The sequence below is a fragment of the Stenotrophomonas sp. PS02289 genome, assembly GCF_029960115.1.
Lineage (GTDB): Bacteria > Pseudomonadota > Gammaproteobacteria > Xanthomonadales > Xanthomonadaceae > Stenotrophomonas.
Genome location: NZ_JASCOZ010000001.1, coordinates 36,939 through 49,178, shown reverse-complemented (window position 1 = coordinate 49,178; position 12,240 = coordinate 36,939). Strand labels below are relative to the sequence as shown.

Annotated in this window: 12 protein-coding genes; all 12 read right to left on the bottom strand. The window is 67.1% G+C overall.

The genetic code is table 11. The features are described 5' to 3' along the window. Positions 1-67: 67 nt before the first annotated feature. Positions 68-1,282: a substrate-binding domain-containing protein gene (locus QMX83_RS00260; RefSeq protein ID WP_282294724.1), complete on the bottom strand. Its 1,215-nt coding sequence runs from the start codon at positions 1,280-1,282 to the stop codon at positions 68-70. 226 nt (positions 1,283-1,508) lie between these two features. Further along, positions 1,509-2,708 carry a type II secretion system inner membrane protein GspF gene (gene gspF / locus QMX83_RS00255; RefSeq protein WP_282294723.1) on the bottom strand — a complete coding sequence of 400 codons (1,200 nt, stop codon included), beginning with the start codon at positions 2,706-2,708 and terminating at the stop codon, positions 1,509-1,511. A 10-nt stretch (positions 2,709-2,718) separates the two neighbouring features. Further along, a complete protein-coding gene (gspE, locus tag QMX83_RS00250; protein ID WP_282294722.1) occupies positions 2,719-4,161 on the bottom strand; it encodes a type II secretion system ATPase GspE in 1,443 nt (480 codons plus the stop codon). Further along, positions 4,158-6,263 carry a type II secretion system secretin GspD gene (gene gspD / locus QMX83_RS00245; protein ID WP_336618939.1) on the bottom strand — a complete coding sequence of 702 codons (2,106 nt, stop codon included), beginning with the start codon at positions 6,261-6,263 and terminating at the stop codon, positions 4,158-4,160. Before gspD ends, gspE begins: the two co-directional genes overlap by 4 nt. A gap of 5 nt (positions 6,264-6,268) precedes the next feature. Continuing rightward, on the bottom strand, positions 6,269-6,814 hold the full coding sequence (gene gspM, locus QMX83_RS00240; protein WP_282294720.1) for a type II secretion system protein GspM: 546 nt from the start codon (positions 6,812-6,814) through the stop codon (positions 6,269-6,271). Next, entirely contained in the window at positions 6,814-7,980 is a 1,167-nt protein-coding gene (gspL, locus tag QMX83_RS00235; protein ID WP_282294719.1) for a type II secretion system protein GspL, read from the bottom strand. The genes gspM and gspL overlap by 1 nt, the downstream gene beginning before the upstream one ends. After that, entirely contained in the window at positions 7,977-8,879 is a 903-nt protein-coding gene (gspK, locus tag QMX83_RS00230) for a type II secretion system minor pseudopilin GspK (protein WP_282294718.1), read from the bottom strand. The genes gspL and gspK overlap by 4 nt, the downstream gene beginning before the upstream one ends. Positions 8,880-8,890: 11 nt before the next feature. Continuing rightward, positions 8,891-9,328, bottom strand: a complete 438-nt coding sequence (gspG, locus tag QMX83_RS00225) for a type II secretion system major pseudopilin GspG (RefSeq protein WP_282294717.1) — start codon at positions 9,326-9,328, stop codon at positions 8,891-8,893. 58 nt (positions 9,329-9,386) lie between these two features. Continuing rightward, on the bottom strand, positions 9,387-9,929 hold the full coding sequence (locus QMX83_RS00220; protein ID WP_282294716.1) for a hypothetical protein: 543 nt from the start codon (positions 9,927-9,929) through the stop codon (positions 9,387-9,389). A gap of 117 nt (positions 9,930-10,046) precedes the next feature. Further along, positions 10,047-10,595 (bottom strand): hypothetical protein, encoded by a 549-nt coding sequence (locus QMX83_RS00215; protein ID WP_282294715.1) that lies wholly within the window; start codon positions 10,593-10,595, stop codon positions 10,047-10,049. A gap of 49 nt (positions 10,596-10,644) precedes the next feature. Then, complete coding sequence (locus tag QMX83_RS00210; RefSeq protein WP_282294714.1) at positions 10,645-11,622, bottom strand: DUF4880 domain-containing protein; 978 nt, start codon at positions 11,620-11,622, stop codon at positions 10,645-10,647. A gap of 71 nt (positions 11,623-11,693) precedes the next feature. After that, on the bottom strand, positions 11,694-12,224 hold the full coding sequence (locus QMX83_RS00205) for a sigma-70 family RNA polymerase sigma factor (RefSeq protein ID WP_282294713.1): 531 nt from the start codon (positions 12,222-12,224) through the stop codon (positions 11,694-11,696). Positions 12,225-12,240: the final 16 nt, after the last annotated feature.

Sequence of the window (12,240 nt, the reverse complement as noted above, 5' to 3'; positions counted from 1 at the left end):
TTGCAAAGAAAAAGGGTGCCGGCGTTTCCGCCGGCACCCTCATGCATTGCCTTACACCCACTCGCCGTTACGGACGGCCAATGAGGGTGGCACCGCTACCGCAGACGCTGGCGTTCTGCAGACCGTTCGGAGCGGTCACGGTGGCAATCTGCTCACGCACTGCGGTCTTCCAGGCAGCGGTCAGCGGGATGAACCCGTGATCGCGAACGGCCTGATCAGTTGCACCAGCAGTGCCGTAGTGGCGGTTCAGGAACAGGCGGATCTGCGTGGCGACCGCAGCGTTCTTGTAGCACTGGCCGATCACGAAGTTGGTGTAGCCCGCGATCGGGTAGCCCGTAGTCGGGTTGGTGAACACCGGTGCCCAGCGCGACGGATTGGCCAGTTCTTCAGGGGTGGAAGGCGGAGCGATGCTGCCCAGCGTGGCCGAAACGTTCACTTCGTTCGGCGAATAACCACGCAACTGTGCGATACGGGTGGCATCGTCCAGGCTCGGGATCACGTCCGGACCGACGTAGCCGACGTAGCCTTCGGTCGAGAACACGGTGTTGTACAGCGCGGTGCCGCCGGTCGCGGTGGCCGGAACGAAACGAGCGCTCGGCGCGGCGTTGCCGTTGAACAGGTTCTTGAAGGTCGACTGGACCGAGAAGGCACCGTTCTTCAGCGCGGTGCCGGACAGGTCCAGACCCGGCTGCAGCGGGCAGACGGTGGTCAGGAAGCGGGTCAGCAGTTCGCTGGTGCCGCTGCTCTCGTCGCGATACACGATCTTCAGCTCGCCCGAACGGCCGCTGCCCGACACCTGCGACCAGTCGCTGACGGCACCGGCGAAGATGCGGCACAGATCAGCATCGGAGATGTTCAGCGCGGCACCGGCCTTGTTGAACGGAATGGTGACCGAGGTGGCAACCGACGGGAACTGCAGCAGCGGACCGTAGTAGGTGGCCAGGCCCGGGGTGTTGTAGGTGGCATTGTAGATGGCGCGCTCGCTGCCGGCGGTCGGAACCAGGTCCGGGCCGCCGCTGAGGACGGAATCGCTGCCGATGAAGTGCGCAACGGTGGTCTGGCCAGCAAAGCTGCCGGAACCCAGGAAGGTCGACTTGCCGGTGCCCGAGCCGGTCACGGCGTAGTTGAAGTTGGCCGGCAGGATGCTGTCGGTCGAGCCCTTGTACAGGTCGGCCGGCAACGACGCGCCGCCGCCGTTGACGGCCACCTGGGCCGAGGCAACGCCCGCCACCGACATCAGAGCGGTGGCAACCACCGCGGCGATGATCTTGTACTTGTTCATGGTCTTCTCCAGAAGGGTTCTACTACGAAGTTGAAACACCGAGGGAGGAACAACTACTGCACCTGCTGCCGCCCGGGGACCTCCCAGTCCGCGCTGCGGCGACGGGAGTGATGCTGGGCTTCGTGGATGACAGTGCGCTTTAAAAAGGTGTGGAACTCGCTGTAATAGTCTGGAGAACTGTGTGGAGTTTCTATTGAACGGGAACTTTCATCACGCTTCGCAGCATTCAGTTGACGAGCTGATTCATTTCCATGATCGGCATCAGCACCGCCAGCACGATGGTGAGTACCACGCCACCCATCACCAGAATCATCGCTGGCTCCAGCAATGCCGTCAGCGTCATCGCACGACGTTCGATCTCGCGCGAGATGGTCTGTGCGGCGCGCTCGAGCAATGGGGCCAATGCGCCGGTTTTTTCACCGCTCGCAACCAGGTGCACCAGGATGGGAGGAAACACCTTCTGCACTTTCAATGCGGCACCCAGTGGCGCGCCTTCGCGCACACGCGAAGCGACGTCGTCTGCTGCCTTGGCAAGAAAAGCATTGCTCATGGTCTGCCGTGCTGCATCCAATGCGCGCAGCAGTGGCACGCCGGCATCGATCAAAATGGCCAGCGTGGACGCAAAACGTGCGCTGTTCACGCCGATGAGGAAGCGACCCACCATCGGCATGCGCAGCAGAGCTGCGTCCCAGCGCAGGCGCAGTTCCGGCCGGCGCAGTGCCATGCGCCATGCCACCACCAGCGCAGCCGCGCCCAAACCGACCCAGATGCCCCACTCGCGGGTGAAGGCGCTGGCCTCCAGCATCACCCGCGTCAGCAACGGCAAGGTCTGCCGCGCCTGCACGAATGCGGTGACCACCTGCGGCACCACGTAGCTGAGCAGAAAGATCACAATCGCCACCGACACCAGGCTGATCGCACCGGGATAGATGAACGCGGTGATGACCTTGGCCTGCAGCGCGTTGCGCTCTTCGATGTAGTCGGCCAGGCGCTCCATCACCCGGCCGAGATCACCGGAGTCCTCGCCCGCGCCCACCAGCGCGCGATAGATGGGCGGGAAATCGCGCGGACGTGCGGCCAAGGCCACGGTCAGGCGCTGGCCTGCGCGTACGTCTGTGCGTACCGCAGTAAGCGCCTGCACCACATGCGCCTGCTCGACCTGCTCGATCACCGCACTGAGCGCGGCCTCCAGCGGCAGGCGTGCGGCCAGTAGGCTGGAGAGCTGGCGTGTCGCCCACGCCAGTTCGGTCGCGCTGAGTGCGCGCCGCCGCCAGTTGCCTGCGTTGGCATTGACCGGGCGCAGTTCAACCGGGGTCAGTCCACGGCCTTTCAGTGCCTGGCGTGCGCCCTTGGCGCTGTCGGCATCCAGCCGTCCCTTTTCGGTATTGCCGCTGGCGGTGAGCGCCCGGTAGTCGAACTGAGGCATGGCGGCTGCCTCAGTCGTCGCCGGTCACGCGCAGGATCTCCTCGCGCGTGGTGATGCCCTGCGCCACCCAGCGCATGCCGTCCTCGCGCAGCGTGCGCATGCCGGCCACACGCGCCGCTTCGCGCAGGGCGGGTTCGCCCTGCCCTTCGTGGATGAGCGCCCGCACGCGATCATCCACCACGAACAGTTCGTGGATGCCGGTGCGCCCCTTGTAACCACTGTTGGCGCAGGCAGGACACCCCACCGCGCGCCATTCCGGCTGCCCATGCACATCCACGCCCTGTTTTCGGCACTGTACACACAGACGACGTACCAACCGCTGCGCCAACACACCGCGCAAGGATGACGCCAGCAGGAACGGCTCCACACCCATGTCGGCCAGACGCGTCACCGCCGAGATGGCGTCGTTGGTATGCAGCGACGCCAGCACACCATGACCGGTGAGCGAGGACTGCACGGCGATCTGCGCGGTCTCCAGATCGCGGATCTCACCGATCATGATCGTGTCCGGGTCCTGACGCAGGATGGCGCGCAGCGCGGTGGCGAAAGTCATCCCGATGCGTGCATTGACCTGGATCTGGCCGATGCCGGCAAAATCGTACTCGACCGGGTCTTCGACGGTGAGGATGTTGGCGGTGCTGCTGTCCAGCTGGCCAAGCGCGGCGTACAGCGAGGTGGTCTTGCCACTGCCGGTGGGGCCGGTGACCAGCACGATGCCATGCGGCTGGCGGATCAACCCGGTGAAGGTGGCCAAAGTATCCTCGGCCATGCCCAGGCGCTTCAGCTGCAGCCGCCCGGCGTCTTTTTCCAGCAGGCGCAGCACCGCACGCTCGCCATGCCCGGTGGGCACGGTGGAAACGCGGATGTCCAACGGCCGGCCACCGACGCGGATGGCGATGCGTCCGTCCTGCGGCAGGCGCTTTTCGGCGATGTCCAGGTGCGCCATGATCTTGATGCGCGAGACCAGTGCGGCATGCAGCGCGCGACGCGGCTGCACCATGTCGCGCAGGGTGCCATCCACGCGGTAGCGCACCACCGAATGGGTTTCGAACGGCTCGATATGCAGGTCGCTGGCCCCGTCGCGCGCGGCCTGCGCCAACAACGCGTTGATCATGCGGATCACCGGGGCGTCGTCCTGCGCGTCGAGCAGGTCGGTAATCTCGGGCATGTCCTGCATCAGCCGGTCGAGATCGACCTCGCTTTCTGCGGCACCAACCAGCGCGGCCGCATCACCGCCGTCGCGGTAGCGCTCGCCCAGTTGCTGCTGCCAAGGCGCGTCGTCGATGACATCGAAGCGCAACGGACCATAGCGCCGGCGCAGTTCCGCCACCGCCCAGGCGGGGGTGGCGGCGGTGCCGAGCAGGCTCCACTCCTCGCCATGCTGCGCCAGCAGCACCTGCTGCGCGCGAGCCCAGGCAAATGGCAGCGGCGGCAGCATTGGCGCGGCGCTCATGGCTTCGTCACCGGCTCCGTCGGATGGCTCAGGCCGTCGGGCAGTTCCTGCGGCAATTGGGGTGCCTGCATGTCCGGCAACGCCCAGCTGGATGCAGGCTGCGCGCCGGCCTGGGCATTGCGCATGTAGTCGTAACGGTCGCGGGTAAGACGCTGGCCCGCGGCGGGATCACGTACGACGTGTGGGCGCAGGAACACCATCAGGTTGGTCTTGGTGCGGTTGCGGGTGTCGCTTCGGAACAGCGCGCCCAGCAGCGGGATGCGGCCCAGCCCAGGTACCGCATCGCGACCATGGCTGACGCTGTCTTCCAGCAGGCCGCCCAGCACCATGATCTGACCGTCGTCGAGCAGGACACTGGTATCCAGCGCACGCTTGTTGGTGACAATGCCGATGCTCTCGTTGGAGCGCTGGTTATCGATGCTGCTGACTTCCTGGTAGATGTCCAGTTTGACCGTGCCACCTTCGGAGATCTGTGGGCGCACCTGCAGTTTCAGGCCGATGTCCTCACGCTCGATGGTCTGGAACGGGTTGTTGCTGCCGCCACCGCCATCGGTGACATAGCGGCCGCTGACGAACGGCACGGTCTGGCCGACCATGATGCTGGCCTTCTCGTTGTCCAGCGTCATCAGATTGGGCGTGGACAGGATGTTGGCTCCGCCCTTGCTCTGCAGCGCGTTGGCCAGCGCTTTCAGATTGAGGATTTCGCCAACGCCCGGCAGGTTGATGGTGCCGTCGATCACGCCGATGTTCAGCCCGTCCTTGGCCAGCGCGTCCAGCGTGGTGGTGGCCCCGGTGTTGAGGCCACTGCCGCCAAAGCGGGTGCCGCCGAAGGTACGCCCGTTGCCCAGCATCCACTGCACGCCCAGTTCGGCCGCGTCAGTGGCGGTGACCTCCACGATCAGGCTTTCCACCAGCACCTGGGCGCGGCGCTGGTCGAGCTGGTCGATCACCTTGCGCAGGTTGCGGTACACCGGTTCCGGTGCCGAGATCAGCAGCGTATTGGTTGTGGGGTCCGGCTGCACCGAGATGCCGTTGTGGCTGAAGCCGGTACCCTCTTCCTGACCATTACCAGCGGCATCCAACCGCTGCGATCCCGGCAGTCCATTGGCGGCGCTGCCGTTCTGCGCCGTGCTCTGCTGAGTGCTGGTGCTCTGCGTCGCACCTGACGAAACGGGGCTGCCTGCGGCAGGGGTAATAGCCAGCGGGTCGCCGGCGCGCGGCGCGTCGGTCTGTCCGGCGACCACGCCGCGCAGCACCTTGGACAGCGCGGTGGCTTGTGCATTGCGCAGGTAGACCACGTGCAGGTTGCCGCTTTCATCCTGTGCACGGTCCAGCTTTTCCACCAGCTGCCGGGCCAGGCGGGTGCGGGCCGGGCTGCTGGAGCGCAGCAGCACGCTGTTGCTGCGTGGGTCGGCCATCACCACCACCTTCTGGGTGGCTTCATTGCCCTGCGCGTCCAGCAGCGGGCCGACCATCGCGGCCACGTCCACGGCGATGCCCTGCTGCAGCTTGACCACGTCGGTGTCCAGGTTGGCCGGCGTGTCCAGACTGGCGATGATGCGCGCGATGCGGTCGAGGTTGTCGGCGTAGTCGGTGATGACCAGGCTGTTGCTGGCCGCCGACGCGGTAATGGGATTGTCGGCGGCGATCATCGGTCGCAGCACTGGCACCAGCGCAGTAGCATTTTCAAAGCGCAGGGTGAAGGTGCGGGTGACCACTTCGCCACCCGCGCCACTGCCGCCCACCGGCCCGCCGAGCAGCTTGGCATCGGCCTGCGGCACCACGCGGGTAACGCCCTTGCCTTCCACTACCGCGAAGCCCCGCATCCGCAGTGCACTGACCAGCAGCTGGTAGGCCTGCGCGCGGTCCACGGGGCCGTCGGAAACCACGGTCATCTTGCCGGTCACTTTGGGATCGACCAGGAACTGCCGTCCGGTGAAGCGGGCGGCCATGCGCAGCACGCCGCCGATGTCGGTGTCGACCAGATTCAGCTGCACCCGCTCATCGGCCGCCGTGGCCGCCGCATTCTGGGCACTGGCCATCGGCTGCGCCTGCAGCAGCGCGACCGCCAGCGTGATCGCCACCCACTTCCCTGCGCGCAGGTGGCTCATTGCGTGCCACCGCCGCCAGCGTCCTGCCCCATCACGATCGTGCCAGACACCCGTGCCACCGCCATGTTCGGATCTCCCGTGCGTTCCAGTTTCAGTTCCTGCAGCGGCGCAGCCGGGTCGGCCAGCACCGGCAGCAGCCAGTTCCATAGGGCGTCCGCCGGCGCATCGCGCACGGCCAGCTGCCAGCGCCCGTGCGCGTCATCCAAGGTGATGTAGCGACTCAGTCCACTGGCCCGCAGCTGCGCGCGCAGTGCGGCGGTGTCGAGCACGGCGGCCTGTTGCTGGCGTTGCGCGGTGCTCAGCAGGCCCTGCAGTTCCTGCTGCTGCGCGCGCAGTCGGGGCAGCTCACCCTGCCAATGGGTGCGCTGCTTCTGCAGCGGCTCCCACCAGCCCACCCACAACCCCGCACCAACGATGGCCACCAGCATGAGCAGCAGCATGCCGCGCTCGCGCGCGGCCAGACGGCTCCAGCGCTGCAGCAGAGCAGAAGCGAAGCCGGGCCGGCCCGCTGTGGCGGGAGCCTTGGCGAGCGCGCGCGCCATCAACCCGGTCCGTTCGCGCTGACCCGCAGGCGGCCGTTGCCGCGGTCGGTCAGGGTCAATCCGTGCGCCTGCAGCGCCTGCTGCCAGCGCTCCAGGCGCGGCGTATCAGCAGGCGGACCACGTGCAGGATCCAGCTGCAGCTGCAGTTCGCCGGGGTGATACTCCATATGCGCCACGGCACCGGCCCACTCGGGCACCGCCTGCAGGGTGGTCGCGGCCAGGCGCTGCACGTCGGGTGCGCTGATCGGCTTGGCACTGCCGGCCTCCACCGCGCGACGCGCCTGCAGCACCGGATCCACCACCTCGCCCACATCGGGCAGGCGCTGCCTGGTCTGCTGCTGCATGTCCTGCTGCAGGGTCTGCGCCTGCGCGGCCCATTGCCATGTCTGGACCTGCAGTCCCAGCCCAACCAGAACGGCGGCGGCCACGCCCAGCCCGATCGCCAGCCAGGGCGTGCGCTTTGCCTGGGTCGGCAGCGGCAGCGACCAGCTGGGCAATGGGCCACTCCACTGCTGTTCGTGCGCCAACACCGGTGCCGCCTCATCCACCGGCCAACCGCCGGCTGCCGCGCCGAGCCAGTGCCATGCGGTCTGATCGTCGTCGCCCAGACGCGCACGAAACTGCTGTGCCGCTGCGCCGTGCTGACCCTGGCCCAGCCACTGCACCCATCCACGGTCACGCGAGGTGCGCACCAGCAGATGATCGCCGCAGACCTGCAAGGTCGGCCGGTTGTCCTGCAGCGGCAGCAGCAACGGCGTGGGATACAGCCCCTGCAGTTTCAGACCCAGCGAGTGGAACAGCACTGCGACCTGCTGTACCGCTTCGCGCCCCAGCCACGCCACCGCGACGCGACCATCGCGGTCCTGCGGGCCGTGCGCGAAGGCGACCTCGGCCATGTCCTCCAGCAACAGGGACTCGATCTCGGCCTGCATCGCTACCTCCAGCCGGCGGCCGCTCAGTGGCGGCAGCAGCAGGTCGAGCAGGATCAGGTCCTGTACATCCAGGCAGGCACGGGTGATCGCAGCGGGATAGCGGACGGCCAGCACCGCCAGCGCGCCGCGTCCATAAGAAGTCACCGTACCCTGCTGCCACCACGCCCAGTCCACGTCGGACTGCGCATGCAGCGCGGACAACGGGGGAAGTCGCAGACGCAGTTCGCCCTTCATGATCCAATCCTTGTCCACATGCGTTGCACGCGTACGCCGGGGTCGCGATGTTCGCGCCAGATCAGCGCCTGGAAGGGCACGCTTGCTGTATCGGCCTGCACGCTGCCTTCGGCGAGGAACCATTCGCTGTGAATGCCCACCTGCGTTTCCACCATCTGTGCCTGCGGGACCTTCAACCGGAACTCGATGTCGCCTCGATTGAGGAAGTAGCGGCCGGCGTCGCGTTCGCCCAGCAAGGCCTGCAAACGCGACACGTCGGTGTCGGGCAGCTCGGTGGCCAGCAATGCGGCCGTGCTGGTGTTGGCGTTGAGCAGGGTGTCGCGGGGCAGCAGAGTGACCACCTGGGCCAGTGCCTGCATCTGCCCCGGGTCGCCCTCGGGCACGGCCAGCGCCAACACGCCATGTACATCGCGCGGCAGCGGCGCGCCGCCACCGATGCGCGCCAGCATGAAGTCGCGTACCTGTGCGCACGTTGCCGGGGCGATGCCCTGCTGTGCACAGACGCGTTCCAGCACAGCTTGGGCGTGCGCATCCGGGCGACCGTTGCGCACCAGGTTGTGCAGGTTGAACAGCGCCTGTGCATCACGCAGCTGCAGCTGCACCGGCAAGGGGGACTGCAATGCGATCGGCCGCGACCAGAGCCCGCCCGCCACGGTGGTGATCTGCTCGGCTGCATCCTCGCGCAGCTGCTGCGACGCGCGTTCGGTCGCGGCGTCCACCGCCAGGCTGACCTGCGCGCGCAGTTGTTCGCCGCGCAGCGTGCGCAACGCGGTGGACTGGCGCAGGATCAGTCCCGCGGCGATCACCGCCACGATCGCTACCACCAGCATGGCCACGATCACCGCCATGCCGCGTTGGTGGCGTGGGGAACGGCCTGCACGTTGTCGTGCTGCGCGCATGGAGGATGGCCTCAGAGCTGCCAGGAGCCGATGTCGCTGTCACCTGCATCGCCATCCGCCTTGCCGTCCGCACCGAACGAGAACACGTCGATCTCACCGTGCTGGCCCGGATTCGCGTACTGGTAAGGTGCACCCCACGGGTCGTTGGGCAGACGTTCCAGATACGGGCCCACCGGCATGCCACCGGTGTTGCCCGGCGGCTTCATCAAGGCCTGCAGCCCTTGTTCGCCACTGGGGTAACGGCCGTTGTCCAGGCGATACAGCTTCAACGCCTGCATCAACGCGGCGATGTCCTGGCGCGCGGCGACCACACGGGCCTGGTCGGGCCGGTCCATCAGGCGCGGCACGATCAGCGCGGCCAGAATGCCGATGATCACCACGACCACCATGATCTCCAGCAGGCTGAAGCCGTGCTGGCGTTTGCTGCGGTTGCGAACCCTGCTGCCCATCATGTCGTCCTCAATCTTCCTGGAAGAGACCGCGCCACCATCGTCGGTCCTGCATGTGTCAGTTCGATAAACATTGGCGGATACCGCGGCGACAGCGCGCCGCATTCACCAGAATGGCGGGGGCCACGCCCAAAGCAGCGTCAACGCAGTGCTGCAATGCGGGCTGTTGAAGCGATTCAAGCAAGGCACGGCATTCAGCCAGCGACCACGCACTGGCCTCATCGATGCCAACGAAGTCGCGGTACAACACGTTGAAGCGAAGTCCGTCGTGCAGGCGCTGCAGGTCGTCCAGCGCGCGCAGCTGCACCAGCAACGCAGCGCGCTGCCATTGACGCAGGCCTCGATCCGGCGCGGGCATGGCGTGCGAGGGCCAGCTGCCCAGCAGCGGGTCAACTGCGTCGCGCAGCCGCATCAGCGGATGTTCGCGGGTGTCCAGTGCCGCCCAGCGCGTGGCCTGGAACCAGGCATCGGAGGACAGCAGCCACACCCAGGGGTGGCCGTAGCGCTGCACGCACACCGGCGCGTCCCGCGCCTGTTCAAGAACCTGGCTCAGATGACGGTCCAGATCCAACATGCTGACCTTGCGTCCTTCAGGCACCATCGCACGTCTCCGCCGCCGGCATGCCACGATGCCGTACTACTGCAAGACGGCGGTCAACGACGAATTACGACAGGCAAGATGCCGATCCGTGACGCACAGCGGCAACCCACGAACGCGTCACGGGCCGGTCATCGCCTTGAAAACTGCACCCGTCTCGCGACGCTGCCCACCGCAGGCCACCGCAATGGCGACGACGTCATCGCGACCGAGCAACCGGAACAACGCGGCCATCGCCGGTGTGTCGTCCATGAATGTGGCAATGGCCTGGCGCAGCTCGGGCACCTGCCACGGCTCGGCTCCAGCACCGCCGCCATCGACAAACCAGTGCAGCAGGCGGTCGAAGCAGAGGTGTTCGTGCAGCTCGCCGATGTCGTCGAAGCCGTAGATGGCCTGCAGGATCAACGCACGCGCGCAGGCTGCCGGCGACAGACCACCGCCTTCGGGCAACGGCAGCAGGTCGCGCTGCAGCTGTTGCAGCCGGGCCAGCGGATGACCGCTGGGGTCGAACTCCAGCTGCACCCGATGCTGCCGCCACTGCGCATCGGACACCACGTACGCCCATGGCGTACCGTAGCGATGCACCATCAGCGGCTGAAGACGCGTGGTCTCCAGCAATGCCGACAGGTTACGCCGCAGATCGACCAGTCCGACCGACTCATTCCGCATCCATGACTCCGTCCTTGCAGATTGATGCCACCGGACAGGTTGCCCTGCCCTACCCCAGTACCACGATGCCGCCCGGGAACCGCTGGATGTCCAGCGACAGGCTGAGCCGGAGCTGCTCCAGCGCGGCGTCCGGGTCATCAATGCCGAAGCGTCCGCTGACCGGCTCGCGTGCCAGCCGCTCGCCGCGCAGTACCACCCGGCCACGCCGATAGCGATTGATCTCGTCCACCACGTCCGACAGTGGCGCGCGCCGGAACACCAGCATGCCACTGGTCCACGCCGACACTTCGGAGACCACGGCATCTGACACCACACCACTCATCTGCGTGTCGTAGCGGACCTGCTGTCCGTTCTGCAGTTGCATGCGCCCCTGCGGGTGTTCGATGCGCAGCATGCCGCTGAGGCAGGTCACGCGGACCTGGCCGTCAATGCAGCGCACGTCGAAAGAAGCCGGACGCGCATCGGCGAGGATCTTTCCGGAACCGGCCATCAGGGTGAGCCCGGTACCGCCGCTGCTCTGCAGCGCGATCTGGCCTTCCACCAGTTCCAGCACAGGGGTGCCCGCATCCGGGCGACGCCGCACGCTGGTGCGCGTGTCCATGTCCATCTGCACATGCGGCAGCGGCTGCACCCGCTGGCGCTCGCCGGTGCCGGTGTGGAAATCGGCCGCCAGGGCGTTCACCGAGGGCCACAGGCCCAGCGGCGGATGCAGCGCGGCCACCACGGCAAGGCTGGCCGGCGCGGCCATCGCCGCGCCCAGAAACGCGCGTCGGCTCCAACGCCGACGGTCATCAGCGGGGGTACGTTGCAGTGGACCGGGCTGCAGCAGCTTTCCGGCCTCGGCAATCTGGTCCCATTGACGGCGCGCACGCGCAAAGGCGTCGCGGTGCACGGGGTCCTGGCACCATTGCCGGAACTGCTCGCCTTGCGCGGCCGTCAGCTCACCGGAGGTGAGCTGCACCAGCCAGGCCTGCGCCTGGCGCTCGACAGCGTCGATGTCACGGTGCGGCGTGGGGTCAGCATCCATCGCAGGTCAGGCCATCCCTGCGCGGTGCAGGGTTCCGAAGGTGGCGTCAAAGTGTAGACGGACGCCGCCGCTCAGAACCGCACAGGCCGACCATCGGCGCTGCGTGCAGCCAGATATTCCTGGGCGGCCTTGAGCTCGCGCTGCACCAGCCGCAGCGATACGCCCAGGCGATCCGCCACATCGCGCTGCTGCAGGCCTTCCACCCGGATCGCCAGAAGGATGCGGCGGCGGCGCTCGGGCATGCGCTGAAGCAGCGCCAGCATGTCCTGCACCGCGAAGTCGTTCTCGGCATTCTGCGCCGGGCCCGGGGCCGGGTCGGCCAGCTCCATCAGGGCGCTCACTTCGTCCAGTTGCATCAGCCGGTGGTCGGCACGCTGACGGTCGACGACGGTGTTCATGGCCATGCGCAGCAGGTAAGCGGCCGGATTCTGCACCGGGTCGAGGCGGTCACGGCGCGCATCCAGCCGCATCCAGGTGTCCTGCAGCGCGTCGCCCGCCAGATCGTCCGAGCCCAGACGGCGTACCAGCCGGCGCTTGAGTTCGTCGTAGGTGCCCAGCAGATAGTCCCTGAGGTCAACGGTTCCGGCCGTACTGTCATTCATGATCAGGTCCTTGGCG